This is a genomic window from Synechococcus sp. BIOS-E4-1 (genome assembly GCF_014279995.1).
Classification (GTDB): Bacteria; Cyanobacteriota; Cyanobacteriia; order PCC-6307; family Cyanobiaceae; genus Synechococcus_C.
Window position 1 is genome coordinate 1078710 of record NZ_CP047935.1, and the last position, 19476, is coordinate 1098185.

At 54.1% G+C, this 19476-nt stretch carries 27 protein-coding genes and 1 pseudogene; 17 read left to right on the forward strand and 11 right to left on the reverse strand.

Annotated features, from left to right (window positions below):
• Positions 1–267: 267 nt before the first annotated feature.
• The 3 genes from SynBIOSE41_RS05405 (at position 268) to SynBIOSE41_RS05415 (ending at position 2245) form a co-directional block, all read left to right on the forward strand.
• Positions 268–939, forward strand: a complete 672-nt coding sequence (locus tag SynBIOSE41_RS05405; protein ID WP_186539915.1) for an N-acetylmuramoyl-L-alanine amidase-like domain-containing protein — start codon at positions 268–270, stop codon at positions 937–939.
• A gap of 233 nt (positions 940–1172) precedes the next feature.
• Entirely contained in the window at positions 1173–1997 is an 825-nt protein-coding gene (locus SynBIOSE41_RS05410; protein WP_255475967.1) for an N-acetylmuramoyl-L-alanine amidase, read from the forward strand.
• Between the two features lie 71 nt (positions 1998–2068).
• Positions 2069–2245, forward strand: coding sequence for a hypothetical protein (locus tag SynBIOSE41_RS05415; protein ID WP_186539917.1), 177 nt, complete (start codon positions 2069–2071; stop codon positions 2243–2245).
• A gap of 23 nt (positions 2246–2268) precedes the next feature.
• Here the strand turns inward: SynBIOSE41_RS05415 and SynBIOSE41_RS05420 are convergent, their stop codons facing one another.
• Positions 2269–3105 (reverse strand): PhzF family phenazine biosynthesis protein, encoded by an 837-nt coding sequence (locus SynBIOSE41_RS05420; RefSeq protein WP_186539918.1) that lies wholly within the window; start codon positions 3103–3105, stop codon positions 2269–2271.
• A gap of 7 nt (positions 3106–3112) precedes the next feature.
• Positions 3113–3319 (reverse strand): hypothetical protein, encoded by a 207-nt coding sequence (locus SynBIOSE41_RS05425; protein ID WP_186539919.1) that lies wholly within the window; start codon positions 3317–3319, stop codon positions 3113–3115.
• 179 nt (positions 3320–3498) lie between these two features.
• Between SynBIOSE41_RS05425 and SynBIOSE41_RS05430 the strand changes: the two genes are divergently transcribed.
• On the forward strand, positions 3499–3636 hold the full coding sequence (locus SynBIOSE41_RS05430; protein ID WP_186539920.1) for a high light inducible protein: 138 nt from the start codon (positions 3499–3501) through the stop codon (positions 3634–3636).
• Entirely contained in the window at positions 3633–3794 is a 162-nt protein-coding gene (locus tag SynBIOSE41_RS05435) for a hypothetical protein (protein ID WP_156486629.1), read from the forward strand. Before SynBIOSE41_RS05430 ends, SynBIOSE41_RS05435 begins: the two co-directional genes overlap by 4 nt.
• Positions 3795–3878: 84 nt before the next feature.
• Here SynBIOSE41_RS05435 and SynBIOSE41_RS05440 read toward each other — a convergent pair whose 3' ends face one another.
• Positions 3879–4544, reverse strand: coding sequence for an SDR family oxidoreductase (locus SynBIOSE41_RS05440; RefSeq protein ID WP_186539921.1), 666 nt, complete (start codon positions 4542–4544; stop codon positions 3879–3881).
• 119 nt (positions 4545–4663) lie between these two features.
• Here SynBIOSE41_RS05440 and SynBIOSE41_RS05445 point away from each other — a divergent pair, with 119 nt between their 5' ends.
• The 3 genes from SynBIOSE41_RS05445 (at position 4664) to SynBIOSE41_RS05455 (ending at position 6931) form a co-directional block, all read left to right on the forward strand.
• Positions 4664–5494 carry a J domain-containing protein gene (locus SynBIOSE41_RS05445; protein WP_186539922.1) on the forward strand — a complete coding sequence of 277 codons (831 nt, stop codon included), beginning with the start codon at positions 4664–4666 and terminating at the stop codon, positions 5492–5494.
• Positions 5495–5606: 112 nt separating this feature from the next.
• Positions 5607–5864, forward strand: a complete 258-nt coding sequence (locus tag SynBIOSE41_RS05450) for a Nif11-like leader peptide family RiPP precursor (RefSeq protein WP_255475968.1) — start codon at positions 5607–5609, stop codon at positions 5862–5864.
• A gap of 5 nt (positions 5865–5869) precedes the next feature.
• Positions 5870–6931: an NAD(P)/FAD-dependent oxidoreductase gene (locus SynBIOSE41_RS05455; protein WP_186539924.1), complete on the forward strand. Its 1062-nt coding sequence runs from the start codon at positions 5870–5872 to the stop codon at positions 6929–6931.
• 43 nt (positions 6932–6974) lie between these two features.
• Here the strand turns inward: SynBIOSE41_RS05455 and SynBIOSE41_RS05460 are convergent, their stop codons facing one another.
• The 3 genes from SynBIOSE41_RS05460 to SynBIOSE41_RS05470 form a co-directional block, all read right to left on the reverse strand.
• A complete protein-coding gene (locus tag SynBIOSE41_RS05460) occupies positions 6975–7298 on the reverse strand; it encodes a hypothetical protein (RefSeq protein ID WP_186539925.1) in 324 nt (107 codons plus the stop codon).
• Positions 7299–7346: 48 nt separating this feature from the next.
• The gene (locus tag SynBIOSE41_RS05465; protein WP_186539926.1) at positions 7347–7448 is read right to left on the reverse strand and encodes a DUF4278 domain-containing protein; all 102 of its coding nucleotides are present in this window, start codon (positions 7446–7448) and stop codon (positions 7347–7349) included.
• A 153-nt stretch (positions 7449–7601) separates the two neighbouring features.
• The gene (locus SynBIOSE41_RS05470) at positions 7602–7790 is read right to left on the reverse strand and encodes a hypothetical protein (protein WP_186539927.1); all 189 of its coding nucleotides are present in this window, start codon (positions 7788–7790) and stop codon (positions 7602–7604) included.
• Between the two features lie 123 nt (positions 7791–7913).
• Between SynBIOSE41_RS05470 and SynBIOSE41_RS05475 the strand changes: the two genes are divergently transcribed.
• On the forward strand, positions 7914–8117 hold the full coding sequence (locus tag SynBIOSE41_RS05475) for a hypothetical protein (RefSeq protein ID WP_066908056.1): 204 nt from the start codon (positions 7914–7916) through the stop codon (positions 8115–8117).
• Between the two features lie 20 nt (positions 8118–8137).
• Here the strand turns inward: SynBIOSE41_RS05475 and SynBIOSE41_RS05480 are convergent, their stop codons facing one another.
• Together SynBIOSE41_RS05480 and SynBIOSE41_RS05485 are read right to left on the reverse strand one after the other, a co-directional pair.
• Complete coding sequence (locus tag SynBIOSE41_RS05480; protein ID WP_186539928.1) at positions 8138–10063, reverse strand: DUF4114 domain-containing protein; 1926 nt, start codon at positions 10061–10063, stop codon at positions 8138–8140.
• Between the two features lie 144 nt (positions 10064–10207).
• The gene (locus SynBIOSE41_RS05485; RefSeq protein WP_186539929.1) at positions 10208–10408 is read right to left on the reverse strand and encodes a chlorophyll a/b-binding protein; all 201 of its coding nucleotides are present in this window, start codon (positions 10406–10408) and stop codon (positions 10208–10210) included.
• 304 nt (positions 10409–10712) lie between these two features.
• Between SynBIOSE41_RS05485 and SynBIOSE41_RS05490 the strand changes: the two genes are divergently transcribed.
• Positions 10713–10904 carry a hypothetical protein gene (locus SynBIOSE41_RS05490; protein ID WP_186539930.1) on the forward strand — a complete coding sequence of 64 codons (192 nt, stop codon included), beginning with the start codon at positions 10713–10715 and terminating at the stop codon, positions 10902–10904.
• Between the two features lie 11 nt (positions 10905–10915).
• Positions 10916–11296, forward strand: coding sequence for a hypothetical protein (locus SynBIOSE41_RS05495; RefSeq protein WP_186539931.1), 381 nt, complete (start codon positions 10916–10918; stop codon positions 11294–11296).
• Positions 11297–11317: 21 nt separating this feature from the next.
• On the opposite strand, the gene SynBIOSE41_RS05500 is transcribed toward SynBIOSE41_RS05495, so the two are convergent.
• Entirely contained in the window at positions 11318–11938 is a 621-nt protein-coding gene (locus tag SynBIOSE41_RS05500) for a DUF3598 family protein (RefSeq protein WP_186540856.1), read from the reverse strand.
• 62 nt (positions 11939–12000) lie between these two features.
• Entirely contained in the window at positions 12001–13254 is a 1254-nt protein-coding gene (locus SynBIOSE41_RS05505; RefSeq protein WP_186539932.1) for an alpha-hydroxy acid oxidase, read from the reverse strand.
• A 1446-nt stretch (positions 13255–14700) separates the two neighbouring features.
• Between SynBIOSE41_RS05505 and SynBIOSE41_RS05510 the strand changes: the two genes are divergently transcribed.
• The 5 genes and pseudogenes from SynBIOSE41_RS05510 to SynBIOSE41_RS05530 all read left to right on the forward strand — a co-directional run.
• Positions 14701–14964, forward strand: a complete 264-nt coding sequence (locus SynBIOSE41_RS05510; RefSeq protein ID WP_186539933.1) for a Nif11-like leader peptide family RiPP precursor — start codon at positions 14701–14703, stop codon at positions 14962–14964.
• A 344-nt stretch (positions 14965–15308) separates the two neighbouring features.
• Complete coding sequence (locus SynBIOSE41_RS05515; RefSeq protein ID WP_186539934.1) at positions 15309–16415, forward strand: carbamoyl-phosphate synthase; 1107 nt, start codon at positions 15309–15311, stop codon at positions 16413–16415.
• A 53-nt stretch (positions 16416–16468) separates the two neighbouring features.
• Positions 16469–16744, forward strand: a complete 276-nt coding sequence (locus SynBIOSE41_RS05520; RefSeq protein ID WP_186539935.1) for a Nif11-like leader peptide family natural product precursor — start codon at positions 16469–16471, stop codon at positions 16742–16744.
• A gap of 206 nt (positions 16745–16950) precedes the next feature.
• Positions 16951–17193 carry a Nif11-like leader peptide family natural product precursor gene (locus SynBIOSE41_RS05525; RefSeq protein ID WP_186539936.1) on the forward strand — a complete coding sequence of 81 codons (243 nt, stop codon included), beginning with the start codon at positions 16951–16953 and terminating at the stop codon, positions 17191–17193.
• A gap of 178 nt (positions 17194–17371) precedes the next feature.
• Positions 17372–17449: pseudogene (locus SynBIOSE41_RS05530) on the forward strand (Nif11-like leader peptide family RiPP precursor); the annotation flags it as partial.
• A gap of 208 nt (positions 17450–17657) precedes the next feature.
• On the opposite strand, the gene SynBIOSE41_RS05535 reads toward SynBIOSE41_RS05530, so the two are convergent.
• Complete coding sequence (locus SynBIOSE41_RS05535; protein ID WP_186539938.1) at positions 17658–17957, reverse strand: Nif11-like leader peptide family RiPP precursor; 300 nt, start codon at positions 17955–17957, stop codon at positions 17658–17660.
• Positions 17958–19223: 1266 nt separating this feature from the next.
• Between SynBIOSE41_RS05535 and SynBIOSE41_RS05540 the strand changes: the two genes are divergently transcribed.
• Positions 19224–19448, forward strand: a complete 225-nt coding sequence (locus SynBIOSE41_RS05540) for a hypothetical protein (RefSeq protein WP_186539939.1) — start codon at positions 19224–19226, stop codon at positions 19446–19448.
• Positions 19449–19476: the final 28 nt, after the last annotated feature.

Genomic DNA, 19476 nt, shown 5'->3' on the forward strand with positions numbered 1-19476 from the left:
CCATCCGGATCGTGGGAGTGTGAATGCTGCTGATCAGCCCATGTGGATCACAATGCGCCTCTGATTGCCGGACTCACGTCGATAGTTCTCGTTCTTGTTCAGCAGGGCGCAGGAGGGATTCAGTCAGTCGACACTGATTGGGTTGTTGGCGGTGGTTCCATCTCCAGGGTCTCTAGATCCATTGAAGATATTCATGTTGTTGAGGGAACCAGGTCGAGATTCAAATGGGCTCAAGCACTGATCCGAACATTGCCTATAAATGAGGCCATGGCCCGTCTTGCTGAGTTTTTTGTCGGCAGTCCGTATCTGGCCAAGTCTCTCGATCAACCCGGCCGAGAACAGTTGCGTCTGGACCTCACGCAATTCGATTGCATGTTGTTTGTTGAACAACTGCTCGCGATGGTGTCTGCGGATTCTTTTGTCGATTTCGCTGATCGGACCAGGAGTCTTCGCTATCGAAACGGCGAAATCGGATATTGCACACGGCAGCACTATTTTCACGACTGGGTGGGCTCGGCTCAGGCTCAGGGACTGATCGAGTCGGAACCTGTCTGGTCCGCACAGGCCACGCGCAATCTGCCTCTCAATTTCATGTCGAGCCATCGTGATCGTTACCCCGCCCTGCAGGCGCCTGGTTTGTTTGATTGCATTCGTGCACGGGAGCAGGGAAGGCGTATCGAACAGCATTACCTGCCGCTTGCTTCGCTCGAGGCTGCACTTCCCACTCTTCAGTCTGGCGATATTTTTGCGGTGGCCACGCGGGTCAATGGTCTTGATGTGAGCCACATGGGGGTTCTGGTCCGAGAGGGTTCCCGGCTGGATGCCATCCATGCTGCTCCAGGGCGAGGCGTGATGCGTTCGCGCTCGTTCGTTCGTTATCTCAGCTCAGTGCCTGATGCGATCGGTGCAGTGATCGTGAGGCCGCAAATGGTCCAATAACCTACATTCCTGCGTTGATTGAGGTTTCATGTGTAATGCCGGAGCCTGTTGTTTTGATCGCCGAATTTACTTCGGTGAATTTATGATTATTTTGACTGATCCGTTGACATATTGATCGACTTTATGCAGATGCTATGCCTTGCTTTCTCGGCAACATTGTTGATGTCGTTTTTGTTGAGAATTCGGGGAAGCATGCGATGTTTCATCATGCGTTGAATCAGCCAGATGCTGTGATGAAATCGGTCCCCCATCAGCTGGCCATTTCGCTGTTGATTGGTCTTTGCGGATGTTCGCTTTTGAACGGCAATTCCGGCGGAGAGGGTGGGTCTGACACGGCTGGTGGGGTTCTGCCGTCTGCGGATAGGCCCCCTCTCATGCGTCTTGGAGACAGCCGTGTCGGAGCATCGTCGTTGAAGGTGATTCAGGCCTGTGAACAGCGTCTGGGTCTTGCTGCGGAGGATGTTCAGTTGGCTCACCCAACCAATTTCGGAGAACGCAAGTCCAGGGATTCGTGGGGACGTGAGCTGCAGGTGAAGCCGATGGTGATCGTTCTGCACGAAACTGTGATCAGTGAACCTCAGGCTCTTGGCCTGTTCAAGACCAATCACCCGGATGATGATCAACAGGTGAGTTATCACATGATCATTGGCCGGGATGGTCGTCGAGTGCGGATTGTTCCTGATCAGAAGCGTGCCTATGGCAGCGGCATGTCGGCCTTCGGTGACGTCACAATGCGGGATCGTCCCGGTAGCGTGGGATCGATCAACAACATTGCTCTGCACATCAGCCTGGTAACCCCATCGGATGGTCGCGGGGACGCCGACGGGCATTCCGGCTACACCAACGCGCAGTACAAATCGCTTGCACAACAGGTGTTGCTTTGGCAAGCGACATTCGGGATTCCGATCACGCGCCTGACCACGCATGCAGCCGTTGATCGCAGTCGTAGTCGATATGACCCGCGCAGCTTCCGTTGGGATCGTTTTGACGCCCACTACAACGACGCTGCAGAGCTCTGTGGTCTCAATCAGTTCAACAACGAACAGGCAGGGCCGTGAGTGAACGAAGCCTCGGAGGAGTGGGCTTCGCCGGCATCTTCTAAATTCATTGCTGCTCTTTCCTTGATGCCGTGCCGCTGATTCCCCGCTGGCGGTACATGACCGATGACAGCAAGGCGCTGGTCAAGCGTGGTGCTGTGAGTCTGCTGGTTGTGTTCATCGCCGTGATTGTGCTGCGTGCACTGCTGCCATGGGTGTTGCTCGGCGTGATTGCCTGGTTCATCTGGTCTTGGTTTGCACGCCGTTGATTAGCGGTGCCAGTCGACATCTCTTAAGTCGATGTCGATGGAAGTTCGTCGTTGCTTAGTGGATCAACGCATGATTTATCGATGTGAATCACTCCACTGAGATAAGGGATCACGCGGCCGCTGATCAACACTCTTTCATCCGTCAATGCGCAGTGCAGAAGCCCCCCTCGAGCCGAAAGCTGACGGGCAACCAGGCTTGAGCGGCCGAGTCGACCAGCCCAGTAAGGCGCCAGGGTGCAGTGTGCTGACCCGGTGACTGGATCTTCCTCGATTCCGCATGACGGTGCGAAGAACCTGCTGACAAAATCGACATCTGACCCTGGTGCTGTGACGATCAGCCCCCGACCTGGAAGGGCGGCGACAGCCTTCGAATCAGGCTTGATCGCTTCAACCTCACGCTCATCTGCAACCACCACCATCAGATCAACCGCCTGCAGACAGGCAATGGCGCTGATGCCGAGGATCCGGTTGAGTCCGGTTGGGGCGGCGCAGGCTTTCCCCGGCTGCAGCGGGAAGTCGAGAGTGAGCTGCGATCCATTGCGGCGAACCGTCAGTGGTCCGCTGTTGGAGCTGAACTGCACAATCTCGAGGTCGGGTTCACGCTGGAACACGACGTGCCCCGCCGCCAGAGTGGCGTGTCCGCACAGATCCACCTCACAGGTGGGGGTGAACCAGCGGAGGTCATAGTGCCCTTCACTGCCCACATAAAAGGCGGTCTCGGAGAGATTGTTCTCAGAGGCGATCGCCTGCATCAGCCGATCCGGTAGCCAGGTCTGCAGAGGACAGACAGCGGCAGGGTTGCCCTGAAACGGACCTTCAGCAAAGGCGGCGACCTGTTCGATCGGAATCGACCCTGTCATGAAACGCTCAGCGGGTTCCGTTTGGGCTGTCTTCGTCTGCAGAGCCGCGCAATCTCTCGACCTGCGTGAACAGAAGCCAGGCCATGGCGGCGAGGGCTGCACCTGTCCAGTTGTTGCGCAGCAGTTCCACGACCGCAACCGTGCTTGCCGCAATCCGCAGAGCTCTCAGCAGAAGGTCCTGAAGCGATGGTTTCGCAGGCGTTGGCTGGTCCATCGACGGCCTGGCTGGATTGGCATATTGCCTGCCCTGGGCCCATGCTGCATCAGGCTGCGACGGCCATGTCAGCGGGGCGTCTGATACTGCTCAGGCCGCTGAGCGGCTATTCATTTGCACGCCGACTCACACAAGGACGACACAATCTGTTACAAAGGGTGCACTCGCGATTTTTCCCGATGGACAACTCAAAATTTGGCTTCTCCGCCTTCGCTGAGCAATGGAACGGACGTCTTGCCATGATGGGCTTCGTAATCGGCCTGGGTACTGAGCTTCTGACCGGTCAGGGAATTCTTTCCCAGGTTGGTCTGGGTTGAAATCCATCCAGGAGCATGATGTCTGGGCACCGGAAGATCGGGTTGGTTATGTCCAACTGATTCTCTTCGGTGCATTCATCGCGACCCTCGGAGTAGGTGCCAACATCGTTGTGAAGTACCTCTGGTCATCGCTGGACGCTCTCAGCAATTATTTCTGACTCATTGATTCAGCAGATTCCATGAGCCGCTGATTCAGTCAACCTCTGCCTTGGGCAGGGGTTTTTTGTTGCCGCCCTGGTTCTTCACCAGGGCAGCACTGAACCATTGGCGTGCCAGAAACCGCCGCTGTTCTTGAGATTCAGTTCGTCAATTCGGGCAAGCAGTCCTTTGACAGATTCAGCGGGGCTGATGCCGTTGGGGTTGTATCTGACCATGCGAGTCTTCACCAGTCCAGGATGAAGAATCGCCACGGCAATGCCTCGGCTCTGCAGGTCAACCGCAAGCGATTTTCCAGCGATGTTCAGTGCCACTTTTGACATCCTGTAGCCGTAGGAGCCCCCAGAGCTGTTGTCTTCGATCGAACCCATCCGGCTGGTCATCAGCACCAGTTTCGAACCCTCAGGCATCAACGGAATCAGATCCCTGGCAAGTAAAAGAGGAGCAAGAGCATTCACTTCAAACTGCTGGCGGATGCCAGCCGGGTCCAGGTCGCTCAGTCCCATCGACTGAAGCATCCCTGCATTGAGAATCACGGTGTCCAGCTGTTGGCCTGCCAATCCATTGACCAGTGCGGCGATGGAGTCTGGGCTTGTGAGTTCGATCCCTGATTCCACACGCACGCCAAGGGCATCCAGTTCACCGCTGGACTGACGACAGACCGCGATCACCCTGTCTCCACGGGCGTGGAGCTGTTGGCAATAGGCAAGACCAATGCCCCTGTTGGCACCGGTCACGAGATGAGTCACCAATCGCCAGGCTGCTGGAGAGCACCATCCTGCCTTCAGCACTGACGGATGGTGTCCTCGCCCATTGCCTTGGCTCGTAGTCTCTTGGCATTCGCTGAATCTGTCGCCGTCGCGCGGTTCTCATGGGCTTTGATCCGCGCCAGTGGTCGTCCTCATCGTCAACCCGTGACGATCGGAACCGTCAGAACCATGCTGAACGGGTCACCAGCAATGTGGAAGCTTTGCTGCGGGAAAACGATGCCTTGCGCAGGGAGGTGCAGCGCTTGCATCAGCAGCTCGATCGCTTGCGCCGGCAGCACTGGCAGCGACCCCAGCACGATGACAATCCTGATTGGAACCGGCAGCAACCATCGGCCCTCGTGAGTTCAGAGCAGGTTCAGCGCTGGGGAGATTCCCTGGCGATGCAGCCGGGTTGGAGCGTGCTGCGTCAGCATGGCCTTGAACTGCTGATTGATCAGCTCAATCGCAGCAGCTTTCACTCTCAGCTCAGCCTGAGCCAGAGGCTCGACCGCGTGGTCAGTGGTCTTGGCACTGATCTGCTGGCTGCCGTTGGGTCAAAGCCCACCAAGAAAACAGCGGCGGTGCTGGCGTCATTCGCGCTGTATGGGGTGCGGGCCAGTGAATGGCTTGATGAAGATCCACGCCGTGTGGTGGAGGAACTGCGCCAACGCCATCGGCAGCGCCAGGATCATCAGCGGGCAGGCGGCAGTCATGGTCGGCGGACCCGAAGCGATCAACGGGCGACGGATCGAGAGCCAACGGGACAGGCTCAGAGAGGATCGGACGATGCGCGTTCGGCAGCCCTGTCAATCCTGGGGTTGCAGACGAACGCATCACAGGAGGAAATCAAGCAGGCATTCCGGATGCTGGTCAAACAGCATCATCCCGATCTGGGTGGATCGGCGGATGCCTTTCACCGTGTCAATGACGCCTATCAGTTGTTGATGGCCTAAAGCAGTGCCCAACGCTGTCGGCCACGAAGATTTCCTGTGTTGTCTAACGAGTTGAAGCTTTCAGGTGATTCAGCTGCTAAGCAGGGTTTCAGTTGTTTTCGTCGCGATCATGATGTCTGCAGAAAATTTCAGGAGTTTTGTGTCTGCGCTGAAGAGTGACACCAAGCTGCAGCAGACACTCAAGGATCGTCTCGGTCAAGAGAAAACCCAGGAGGCAATGCTTTCTGTTGCCGATGAGGCTGGATTCAGCTTCGAGGTGTCTCATGTCTTCGAAGCAGGCCCTCAGTTGAGCGAGAAGGAACTGGAGGGCATCAGCGGAGGTGGAGATCTCCAGGGTGGCGCCGGGCTTACTCAAAAGTTCGGTGTCTGAAAGCGGTGCACATTGCTGTTGTTGGAGGCGGAGTAACAGGACTTTTCACGGCGCTTGTTCTTCAGCAGCGTGGTTATGGGGTCACGGTGTTTGACACCACCACCAGGCCTCATTCGGCTGACTACGGACTCTGTCTCTCGCCTGCTGCGCAGCTCACACCTCTTCTGTGTGGGTTGGTCGACTTCACCCAGGCACTGTTGACGGCTGGGCTGAGCCAGTCAGAAACCCTGTTTTTTGATGCTGACTCGATTGATGGCAACACAGAAGAGTCAAGCAGTGGGTTGATCACTCCGCTGCAGATTCGCAGCAGCATGTTGCTGGGGTTGTTGAGATCCAGTCTCCAGCCGCAGACGATCATTCCCGATGTTGTTCTTCAAGGGGTCCATCAGCAACGTGGGCGGATTGAACTGGAGTTTGCAGGTCGTCGCGGCTGGCAAGGTGAGCTTCTGATTGCTGCCGATGGACTGCATTCCAGAACGTTGGATCTCCTCGAGGTCGAGCGGCCTCTGATCGATCTGGGGCAACGCTTCTGGCGAGCTCTGGCGGACGACGGTTCAGTGCTGCGTGGTGGTGTGTTTCATCGCTACGGCAGTCATGACACCCTTCGACTCACTGCCTTTGATGTCGGACCGGATCCCTGTGGCTGCGAGCAGACCCATTGGTGCCTGTTCGTTGCATCTCCAGCCGTTCGGAGATCGGAGAGGTTGGAATCAGTCACTCAGCGATCGTTTCCGCCTGGTGCCTTGCAAGGATTGCCTGAGTCCATCGTGCAGATGATCCAGTCGACAGATCCCAGCAGCATTACGACAGGCAGGATTATGGATGCTGAACCGCTGGACCAGCTGGTGTACGGGAACGTTGCACTGTTGGGTGATGCGGCTCATCCAATGGCCCCCACTCAGGCGCGTGGTGTCAGCAGTGGATTCGAGGATGCGGTTGTGTTGGCTGACAGTCTTGATCGGCACAGGCATGATCTGGAAGCGGCTCTGGGTGATTTTCAGCAGCGACGCCTCCCGGTTGTGAAGCAGCAGCAAAGACTCAGTCGACAAGAGCAGGAGGTGGCCTGATCTGGAATCGCTTGATCAGATCAGGCCCATCCTTGTTATCGCCTCATCGCCACAGCACTTCAATCGTGGATTCGTCGGACATGTCGAAGCGGATGCCTGATTTGCTGTTGCTGCGCTGATACCGCAATCCCGCTTCTCTGTAAGGGAAGTTGAAAGTCCGCTCGCGGAACATGACGGTTACGTTGCCCTGGCGCTGGCTGAACCGGCACGGACCTGATTCGACCGGAACCGAGGGATTGTGATGGCTCAGCTGGCAATGGGCGATCGTGCTGTCGGCATGCACCCTCGTGCCCGGTTCAGGGATTGCCAAGCCAAGGCTCAGCAGCAGAAGCCTGCAGGTGAGTTTCAGAGGATGGTGCAGAGGCATGAAAAAAGCCCTGATCGAGCAGGGCGTTGTGCCGGAAGTCGGCGGAACTCATCTGGTCACTTTCTGGCCCCGGTACACGAGTTCAGGACGCACGGTGCTTTTGGCAACGGTGTTCTGCGTGTACTTCTGGCCGCGATAGGTCAGTGTCATGGTGGTTCCTCGAAGCAAGCTCAGGTCCCCGTTCCATGGCCTGAGTCGAACTGCGCCTCGTCAGAGACGAGGTGAACGATGTTGAAAGCATCAACTCAGTTCTTATAGCAGGCTTGGCAACAGTAATGTTGTTCGTGCCATTACATGGCGCGTTCAACGGTCTTGCGGAAGTGGGCAGGCCATCACCGGCAGGCAATCCCCGGAGGGGTTCAGCCATTCCTCGAATTCACGGCGAACGGCATCGGCGTCGAAGCGACGGTCGCTGTTGTGCAGAACTCTGCAGCGCTGCCGGCTGTAATCCACCGCGGCTCCAATCAGTGCAATCGCTTGTTCTCTGGTCATGGGATCCGATCAGTTGGGTGCATGGTTGACGTCCAGACCGGCTTTGGACGTGGCAATCGCGACAGTCTGGGAGTTCTGTGGCCTAACTCAGCTCCTTAGGATGAGCTCATCGCGGAGGGTGACATGAATCCCAAGCAGGTGGGCGCCCTTCGACGGGCTTTGATCTATTTCCTGGTGGGATATGGCGGACTGACTGTGATCAACAACAGTGGTCTGGCTCCTGAACGGATGTGGCTGGCTTACACGCCTTTGTTTGTAGGGGTGTATTTCTTTGCCCGTTGGGCGGACGCCAGGATTGCTGCATCAGGCCAGACCAAGGACGATTGACTGGCAGATGACGGTGTTGTTCAGACTCCCAGGCTGAAACGCACAACCAGATCGTCGTAGTCGCGATCACCGCCTCCGTAGCCATCCTCCATGCCCCATCCATTGGCGCCGAATCCGGTGTAGTGCGCAAACCCGTCGGCATTGGCCGCGGCAAAGGCAAAGTATTGATCACCACTTGTCTGGTTGGTGATCAGCGGTGCATAAATTGAGCCGCTCTCCAGGGTGATGCTGAAGGGAGCGATCTTGGAGTTGGCCAACTCCAGGGTGTTGTCGCTGATCAGATCGGCGCGGCGGCTTGCTGCTTCGGCATATCCAGGCTCGCCGGGTTTGAGAATTGATCCTCTCAGTGGATCCACCACCGTGCCCTCGTCGTCGCTGACGGAATACCACTGAAGAATGGAGTCGTCTGCAGCTGATCGACTAAATGATCCTGAGACAGTTACACCATTCGGCGCATCGACCTCCCTGATATCGACTAGATCAATGGCTGACAGCTGGGTTCTTCGGCCTGGAAGATCCGTTGATGTTGAGGATGACGCCTCGAAACTGCTGTAGAAGCGCCGGTCCTGCGGATCGATGTAAGCCAGAATTGTTTGTCCTGTGAGCGTGTCTTCGACAGCCGTTCCCAACAGCCGACCCACCGGTTGAAGATTCCAGGGATTGCGCAGCACAGCACCATCGGTCTCCACAAAGGTGACCTGTCTGGCACCGTCCAGATCGAAGCTGATCGGAATGCTGTGGTCCTGGCTGGGCACGGTGAAGGGTCCCGGAGCGGCACCGGGCGCATCGGGACTGTTGCCGGGCCCACCCGGGTTGTACACAGCGCTGTAGCCATTCCCGGATGGCATGCGCACGGCACTGAGTGCCTTGATGGCATTCAGATCACCTTCAAGAATGACGTCGTAGTAGTTGTCATGGTCCTCGACATAAGCCGCATTCACAGGAGTGCCTGCCGGTGCCAGATCAGCAAGGCCAACCACGCTGATCGTGCCCCGACCACCGATGGCGTAGGTCACTCCCGTTTCAGTGATCGTGATGTTCTCACCGCTTTGCGTGGTTGCCTTCAGCTGGAAAAACCGGCTGAAGTCATCCGGCATCAGGCTCGCGATGCCGTCGGGTGAAAAACCCGCGCTGGTGTACAGCCTCAACCGATACTGAGCCTGATCGCCGTAGGAATCTGAGCCACTGTTGTGTTGTGATGAAGCACCGACACCGACGGGTCCGCCCTCTCCCAGATCGCTGTACCGATTGAGCTTCGCGGACACCAGTCGAGGACCGTTGCCTGCCATGTAGGAGTTGCTGCTGTCGATCGACAGCCCAACGGCGTTCACCGGCCCTGATTTGCCAATCATTTGCAGCGGTGTGCCGTCGTTGACGATCGTCACCGATGTCGGGTACCGGGCACCGGGACTTCCAGGGGTGGTTCGATTGCCGAAATCACCTTCGATCACGACAGTCTGGCGCTCGTTGTGCTCGAGGTTCGGCAACAGGCCTGCGATCTGGGGAGTCACCGTTGTGCCGTCACTGAGGGTCACCTCAAAGTCACTGCCGTCGGCATCCAGGGACGAGGGCAGAACGGGAAAGCTGAACACCAGTGGCATGGTGTCAGCGAGCAGCATTTTGGTGGAGAAGGTGCCGCTTGCACCCACCAGGCTCGCGGCGGATGTGAGTGCCCTGAGTGATGGGTTCAGAGCCGGATCAACGCTTTGCCAGGCCACATTGAATTCCGCAGCCGCCTGTTCTGCATTGGCACCCATCAGCCCTGGAACGCCCATGTATCCGTCGAAGCCGAAGTTGCCGGTCAGAAACTTGGCTTCGTCCCCGAACAGATCAGCTCCGTAGACGATTGCTGTGAGCAGACTCGACGCCAGTGTCGATGTGTTGGCGATGTCGGCGTTGATGGTGTCGAGCAGCGGACCGGCCCACTCGCTGTAAACAAGCGCCATCGTTTCCGCAGCCGTTCCCTTGAAATTTAGGGAAGCTCACGAATCTTTTCAAAGCTCAGATCTGAAGGGTTCCATCAAAAAAGTACCCCGTTAGCAAATGCCATCAAGGTGCTTTTCGTTGATTGAGAAATGAGTTGTCAGGGCTCAGCTGAGGCCCAGTACACCGAAGGTGATCTGACTGACGATGCCGTGACCGGTCAGTGCTTCGGTGAGTACACCGACAACGAAGCCGAGCATGGCAACGCGACCATTCAGCAGTTCTGCACGAACCAGACGCTCTCCCTTGATCTGGCTAGCGGCTGCTTCCTGGTACCACTGATCCTGGGCGGAGGCTGAGGAGCTCATGAATTTTTTGCTTGTAAAGCAATGTTACGCCAATTTGTAACGGAGTGCAAAGCGTTTGAGCTGGTTGGGGCGAGCGGCTGGAGGTGAGGTCAGGCATCAATGATGCGTGGCTCGCTGAGATCAGCTGCAGGGCAATGCATCTGTTCCTTGCAGCCTGAAACCTGGATCGTCTGCTGACCAGGGCTTTTCAGCCTGCAGCGATGATCAACTGCGACTTGAGATGAACCAATCCCGAGATCTTTTAGTTGCTTCTCAAGAACTTTGTTTGAAGTGCACATCTTGATAACAGATTGATCAGGATGTTGTGTTTCAGATTCAAGAACTAACCGACGCTGGCTGGCATCAGACCGACCTGCATGACACCAAGGATCATGCTCTATGGCATGCACGATCCAAAAGTGACGCAGATGGTCATACCTATCGGGTGATCAGCAGGGAATCGGGGCTTGTTTGTCTGATGACCAGGAATGGCAGTGAATGCTGGGAACTGGATTGAGCTCATCAAACATGCGCTCTCTGTTGATTGCCTTTGCTTTACCTGTGATGGTTCTTGGCTCGCTCGGGCCGGCCAGGGGCAATCAGTGGGCGAGCTGCCTTTACAACAATCTAAGTGTTGACTGCAGGCGGACTTTTCTTTGTCCTGGAGCTCCCTGCGGCGTGTTCCGATTGGAGTGGAAAGACGGCGCTAGTGATGTTTTTACGCGCTTCAAGGACGGGGTTGCTCGCAATGTGGGTTTTTACAAGGACACTCGCGGTGGAGAGTGGATGCTGCGGGGATTTGCAGGTTCATTCGGTCTGCGCAATCCAGCCAACGGAAACTCCATCGTTTACGGCATGACGCTTTCCGAGTGCAAACAATCCATGCTCGATGATTTCTGCAGCAAATAGCAGCAGATAGCCTCTGCACCGTCATCCCCAGAGCTCTGTTTCCGAGAGGTTCTCGAGGTATCCGCTGGCGTCGTAGCGCCGCACGATCTGATGGGTCTGACCCTGAGGACTGATCCAGCGCAGGCCACAGGCCGTGGCATCTCCCATCTGCCGATCTCTTGCATCGAGCAACAGCTCAACATTCGGCTCTGGTTGCCAGATCATCCAGTTGCCGCTGGTCCTTGTTATGCACTGCAGTGGTTGGGATGGTGTTGTGGGTTCGCCACCTGCTTTCGTTTCAACGATGTAGACCACCTGATCGAGACCATGGAATCCATGGCGAGCAACAACTCTCCGCCGTTCTTCGCCATGGACGACGCTCAGTTCTCCCACCCAGGCGAGTGGAGTGATCGCACTCGGGCCGAGTGACCAACTTCCATCTGAATCCACCTGCATGGTGAAGGGCACGTCTTCGAAATTCATCGATCGCTGCTGACCGGTGGAGCGGTAGGTGAGGCAGTTTTCAATCACACCACCGCGCTCCTGCACCTGCAGCGATGTCGGGAAACGATCTTCCTCTGTGCCGCTGCCTCCCAGCCGTATGAAGCAACCCTGCCAGTGTCCGCTGTTGTGCTGCAGCAGAGCGGCGCGTGGGTCGTGCATGGTTTCGGACAACTGGATCAGTCATCAATCGTGGCGGTCTTGCGCCACGGTCGCGACCAGGTTCAGTACACGAAGGGAGGTAAATGGCTGTCTCCCTGGAGCAGGCATTCACAACGAAGATCTGCGCCCATGGAGCGAATCTCATCGACTGAGCCCACCCCGGTCAGACGCATCCCTCTCTCAAGCCCTTCCCGCAGGATCTCGAAACTGCGTGTGAGACCTGCCTCTCCGCCTGCTCCGAGACCGGCAACCATGGCCCGACCGATGCCCACTGCCTGAATTCCATGGCTCATGGCAATGAGGATGTCGGTGCCGCAACGGATCCCTCCATCCATCAGAAACGTGAGCCCGGAGCCGCTCAGCTTGGGCATTTCGCTCTGAACCATGTGCAGTGTCGGTGGAACCCGGTCCATCTGCCGGCCCCCGTGGTTGGACCAGACCACGGCATTGGCTCCGACGTCCTCGGCACGTTTGGCATCGTCGGCGCAGTGAACGCCTTTGATGATGATCGGACGATCCCTCCCCCAGGCCTCGCGAATCCACTCGAAATCTGCCCAGGTCACGGCGGATGAGGCCAGCTGAGACCCAATGTCCGTGAAGGGCATCGGTTCGCCTTTGTCATCGATGATGTTCACGAACCGCATCACACCCTCATCGCCGAGAAGGTCCGTGAGCCAGGGCAGCCGCGTGGACATCTGAGGCGCCAGCTGCAGCCGTCGCAGGATCCATTGCAGTCGTTCATTGCCGCTGAGCCCTTCCCAGGGATGCAGGGCCTGCAGTGGTTTCATCCGTTCATGGACCCGCCTCTGGCCGGAGACACCCGTGTCGATGGTGAGGAACAGTGCGGTGAAACCCGCCTTTTTGGCGCGGTTGATCGCACGCAGGGCAGTGTCCCGTCCTCCGCAGAGATAGAGCTGAAACCAGCACTGTTTCGATGATGCTGCGGCCACCTCCTCCATGCGTGTCCCGGAGAGGGTTGAAAGGCCCATCACAGTGCCGAAATTGCCGGCGACGCGGGCCGCCACCGCATCACCTTTGGGATAGATGGTTCGCAGGCTTCCAACGGGAGAGATGTACCAGGGAACCGCCAGCTCATGGCCCAGAACGGTCGTGCTGGTGTCGAGGGTCTCGAAGCGTGTGGCGCCGCGCACGTTGAGAACCGTTTGCTGAAAGGCCTTCACATTGCCTTTGAGGGTGATCTCCTCATCGGCGCCACCCACGAAATATTCAGAAACGATCGGAGGCACCCGTTTGCGCATCCGTCTCCAGAGGTCCTCAGTACACAGCGCATCCCGCAATTCAGAGCTGACTGTCATGACGTTGATGCGGTAGCCCCAGCTGTTGTTCGATCAGCGAAGAGTACAAGCGTTGTTGCATGCAGATCGGAGCATCCGGTCAGTCGTTTGGAATCCTTATCGACAGGCTGCTGCCGTGATCCCGGTCGAAGCAGGCTTTATGCAGACACTTCAATCTGATCAGGCACTCTGATAGGCAGCCTGATCCAGGCGGAAGGATGCCCCATGCGCATGGAAGACACGCTTTAGGCCTTCTATCGCTTGGTGTAACTCAGTCTCACTTCTACATTTCCGACTGATGAGTGGGTAAAAGGCGTCAAGGTCCTGTCAAAGCATCCAGTCGTTCTGACACTGGATTGCCCTTTTGACTGTTCAACCTGCTAGATATGAACAGTTTGGTAAGAGACGTTTGGTCTGCTCTCTGGGCACGTCTCACCACGCTGTTGCCCTGACCCGTTACTCCAGGGTTGATGCAGAGATGGAGAAGGAGTTAAAGGAACCACGAAAGCCCAAGAATCTCAGGAAACAAGTTGAAGCAGTCAGCTGCTGGGAAGAGAGCACTGTCTTGGGTCTTAACCAAAAAGAATGGGTTGAACCTCTTGGAGAAGAGCTTCCATCTCTGAAGGTTTTAAGTTGACTAACCCAAGGCTGGCAATTAAGACTAAAAAACATCTGAAATAGAAGATCAAGTGATTGTTTGGTGATGAAACTGTCACAGCCAACTCTGTTTTCACTCCTGCTACACACTGACCAGAAGGACTGGCTGTGACATCCCAACGATCGAAGCCATGGCAGGGCACTCATAGAGACAGGTTCAAAGACTGCGCAGGAGTATGGATAGTCCACAGATGATGCAAGACCTAGAGAGATCAAGTTGTTATAGGTTTGTTCAAAGTATTGCCCGTTGAATCACGCCTGGAATCAGTAAATCAAAAGTTTCCCCGGCGAAACGACTAACCGATAACTCTGTGCCTTAAAAAGGATTGAAACTTCTCAAAGATTGCCCAGGTGTCATTGCCGCCATGGAGGCAGGGATGACAAAGGGATAAAAGCCAACGCTAGAAGTGATTCCGTAAGGCAAGCAATTTGTTTTACGGAATTGCTTCAGCTGCCCAAAGTGTATAGCACTTGCAAAAAAGTGGAAAATTATAACTTAAAACCAATGACACAAAGTGAGCGTGAATTGACTGAAAGAGCTATTCGAAGAGCAACCTTCAGTTGGCCGGAAAAGCAGTTCGACTATAACTGTGGCGTAGCTGCGGCTGGTGGTTCTTTCTATGCGAGATGGAAGAGTAGAAAGGCGTCTGAATTGAGTGCCTTGAACTCTATTGATATCGTCTTAGGCATACTCGAGAGGTCGCTGTAATGTGTTTGAATCTCGCTTAGATGTCATCAAAAAATCAGTAAAAGCCTTTTGTGGTCCGTTATTGGACGTTTGATTAGCATGGATAGACATGCGCTAATTCAATGTCCAAAGAGCAAGTAAAAGCATTCCTGGAAAAGGTCAAAGGTGACGTCAGCCTTCAGGAGAAGCTCAAAGCTGCAGCTGATTCTGATGCTGTTGTTGCGATTGCTCAAGAAGCAGGTTTTATGGTTTCTGCTGACGAGTTGAAGAACGCCCAATCAGAGCTTTCTGAAGAGGAGCTGGAAGGAGCGGCTGGGGGAGGTTATTATTCTGGGGGCGTCAAATGTACTCTGGGGGAGGTGGTTTGTAAGGGTAGGGTGCAGTGATTGAGTGTGTCTTTGTTGAGTGTCTGGCATGTTGGAATGGATTGAGCCTGAATACTGAGAGTCCCCTTCGTAGTGGCTTTTTATTGCTTCAACCTCTCTCAAAGTCTCAATCATCAGACTCCAATACGTGGCACGATTGAGTGCAGTTAAGCAGAAATAATTAGGACATGAGTAATAACTAATCCTGCTGTCAACTGGCAACTGCGGCCAATACCTTTTCAGCGGCAGCGATCAGCTTCGCCCCCTTGGCCTTGGTCCCATAGTGCTGCTCATATTGACCAGCATTGCAGTAGCGGGCGCAGCTAAGCAAAGTCCGGCATCATTCGCAGATTAACGTCTGATCCATGCAGCGTTCTCTGCGCCTGTCGTTATCGCTGAGCGGAGCTGCTGCACTGGTACTCGCTAATACACCTCTGCTCCCTGTTGCTGCTCAAGAGGCAGGCAGCTCAGAAGATCTCGGGGTCATGGAGATCAATCTCAAGGATGCAGTCAAGTTCAACTGGGGTTTTCAAGGTGCACTCCAGGGCGCAGGCACACCCAATCAAGCCGGTATCGGCGGGTTTCTGCCAATTGCTGTGGGCGAGAACAGTGTGTTCTTTGCTGATGTAGTGCTCAATGCCAACTTTGCTGATTACGGCGGCACCAGCAGCATCGTCAACACCGAGGTCGCTGGTACAACACTCAGCACCTCATCAAGACTTGGCTACCGCTGGCTGAATGGCGACCGCTCCTGGATGTTCGGGGCGAATGCTGGCTATGACAGCAGGCCAATGAATACAGGCAATGCTGACTCAGGTGTCACGCTCTACGACAAGGAAAGTGCTTTTTTCCAGCAAATCGCCGCTGGGTTAGAAGCAGTCTCTGATACCTGGAACTTCAATGCCTACGCTCTTGTCCCTGTCGGTGATACAGAGCAGCGCCTCAATAGCCGTTATCTCGGCGGAGCACTTGATACCTATGGCCTGAATGTTGGTTATTTCATCACCCCTGAACTCAATGCCTCTGTTGGTTACTACTACCAAAGCGGAGATCTAGGAGAAGCAGATGGTTCAGGCGTACAGGTGGAGCTGGATTATCAGATCGCTGATGGTTTAACTGCTGGCATCAATGTTTCCTATGACGAAGCTTTTGAAACCAGAGTTTCAGGAAACATCAGCTATCGCTTTGGTAGCAATATTACTGCTGCGGAAATCAAGAAAAAAGCATGGCAAAAACCAACCATTCAAGGTTTGTCTGAAAGCGTTAAAAACAGGAGTGTCCGCGTTCATGATTTGCAATCCAATATAAATGCAATGTGCAGTTCTCTCGATACACCCCGACGGAAACATTATAAAAGTGATCTTGTGACTATTCGTACAGGAATAACTACGTTTGAACGTTTTCATTGTAACCCTGGCGCGCCCAACGCAACTGCTGGCGGTTGGGAACCCTTTGAGCGCACTGATTATTAGCTAAAGCCACTGAATCAGACCGTTGTTATAACTGGCAAAGACTCCCGTTAGCCATGTCCGACGAGCAACTCAAAGCGTTCCTTGAAAAAGTCAAAAGTGACACTTGCCTTCAGGAGAAACTGAGAGCTGCTGATGATTACGATGCTGTTGTTGCTGTTGCCAAAGCTGCAGGCTTCTCCATCACCACAGGAGACTTGAAAGAGCATCATCAAGCCCAGCCAGACCCATCTAATAGGGAGCTTGAGAGTGCGGCTGGCGGCAATCACCCCAACACCTACCCACTGTCTGGGCCCTGCGATTGTGGGTGTGGCGGATATCCCAGTTACTAACTCTCTGGTTTTTGTAAAGTTGGCACTAATGTCATTGCAGAGCAGGCTACACACTCAAAGCCATTAAATTGGCAGGTTTTTTATCTTGATCATTCCAAAAAGAGCACAAATCAACATCCATCAATTAGCACGATTGAGCACAGTAATTGTTGGTCAAAGACTTTGCTTTAGAGCGTTGCTATAATTACTTAGCAGACTTGATACCCATGTCAGAAGAGCAACTCAAAGCCTTTCTCGAAAAAGTAAAAGCTGACACCAGTCTCCAGGAAAAGCTTAAAGCTGCGGCTGATGTTGACGCAGCTCTTACAATTGCGAAAGAGACTGGGTTCATGATTTCTGCTGATGACGTTCGGACGTCAGTTTCAGATGATGAGCTGGAAGGCGCGGCTGGCGGTTCAGATGATGAAACGTTGACTGATTTCATGTGTGAGGAATATGAAGGATATTAAAAGTTTACTCATCAAAGCCCCTGCAACGGCAGGGGCTTTTTATTCCTTCAATCACCCCAAACAGCCCACAAATCAGCCCCAAATTGCATCCAATACCTGGCATGATTGAGCGCTATAAGTATTGACCAAAGCCTCTGCAGCACACCGTTGATATGACTGCTGAACAGATCTGCTACCCATGTCAGAAGAACAACTCAGAACTTTTATTGAAAAGGTGCAAAGCGACACCAGCCTTCAAGAGAAACTGAGAGCTGCTAAAGCTCATAGCTAAATGTATTAGGCTATAGGGCTGAAGTGGGGCCGCAGAAAGTTAAATCTTTTAATCATTCAACACACTCAACAATAGTCTGAAGTTTATAAAACCTGAATGAACTTTTAGTTTTAAATGGTCAGATTTTATTGGCGGTTATTCGCGAATCAAATACATTCAGTTCTCTTGTAATCCTAGGCTACCCTGCGGACGACTAAATGTTTGGCTTCTTTTTTGCGGGTCCATGATCATGTAACCGCATTATGACAGGTGTTGTGCACTGATTTGCACCATTCAAGTTGGCTGTCTTCCCTCCGGCCACTGCCTCTAATTCCTCGGCAGATAGTTCTGACATTTTTGATTGGAATGCTGAAAGAAGATCCTCAGCACTGACTTGAATCCCAAAGTTCGCAGCAAGTTCAACAGCCTCTTCCGGAGTTGTGGCTGCTGTAAGAGAGTCCCTGAATTCAGGATTCGTTGTTAAGGTGTTCAAGAGATCTTCTTGGGCTGACATGATAAAACAATGGCTTATATAAATCGATCATACAGATTGAGGAATTCACTGCGTCAAGACTTAAACAATATCAACACGATACTTGTATCTATTGTATTTGTGACTCATGTACTGCAGTAGTTGTTTCGCCTTCGCCTGAAAAGCTTATGAACAAAGATAAGAATTTGAAACCCTTGCGTTGAGCTCGGATGAATCAATCTATCTCATTAAATCAATGGAGATTCGACGCTCCCCCATTGCAAGGCAAGCGTATTGAGGCCGGAAGGCGAATTAGTTTGCTTGCAAAAATCCAAATGTTTACGGGTGTCTAAGTACCACCAAAGATATCTACATCTAAAAGACATTTGGCGGTATAAGGCCTACTTGCGTTCCCAAAGCATTGTTTACCTTGTTGGGTGCGCAGCCGTAATTTTTGCCTCAGCTAACAGCATCCAATTCTTCCTCTGAGAGCTCTGACAGCTTTGATTTGAATGCCGTTCGCAGCTCATTACGTCAAATAACTGGGGTTTGCTGCTTTTGATGAAGAGAACGTTCAGACCCAGTTCCTAAGACATGTGGACTTCATTGAGGTGCTCGATTAAGACGGGAACCCTTTCCCCGATCCTGCACCCGTCCCTGAGTGAATCGCGCCTGTTGTCCGTACGCTGCGGACTTTGGATCTGACTTATTTGCTGACTTTCGCGCTTATGTCCAAACAAGGCTTAATGGCGCTGTAGTCGTTTCCATGAAAGGAGGCCGCCCCTCCGGTTGGAAGAGACGGCCTAGCTCGTTCGTTCGCGCATGGTTTCACTCCATCACGTCGGGATGAAAGAAGGAGTGCGAAGTAACTGGCTGCGGCGTCCCTGGGGCCATGACGTCCAGAGGTGGGGCTGATGCGGTTCCGGGGCACCTGTGGCGATGCAATGGAGTGTCGATCGACGTGGCGCACCTGATGACTGCCTGTCGAAGGACCAGCCTCACGGATGGGTGGAAACTGTTGGAGCAGGGGGCCGTAAAGTCAGAAGACTTCTGGGATCTGGTTTGGTGGAGTGTCGGCTGTCATCAGCGCCTCCGATCTCGATACATATAGTTTTGTCGCCCGCAACCGCAAAGGCAATGAGCATGAAGGCGCATTGCCTTTGCAGTGGTTGAGACCGAGAGTTGGAACTGCGTGGACATGATCCGACGCCACCTATTGATGAGTGGTTACAAGCTTCTCTTGTCTGAGCTGATCCATGCGGGCTTTTAATCACCGGATCAGCACCTTGCCTTCATGGGGCTGAGGGCATGGGCCTGCAACTCCAGTCTGCCGACTTCCTGCATGACGACGGCCTCACCTATTGCATCAGGCGTGAGTTGTTGGATCAGGACTTCACGATCTACGAGAAACGAGATGGTGTATGGGTCGATTGTGGCCTCGATCAAGCTGTGAAGGATCTCAATTTCGCTGAATTCAAGCGTCTTGGATTGCTGATCAAAACGATTATGGACGCCGATCGTTGGATCGCATGAAGCCATGCTCTGCTCTCTTTTGAGTTTC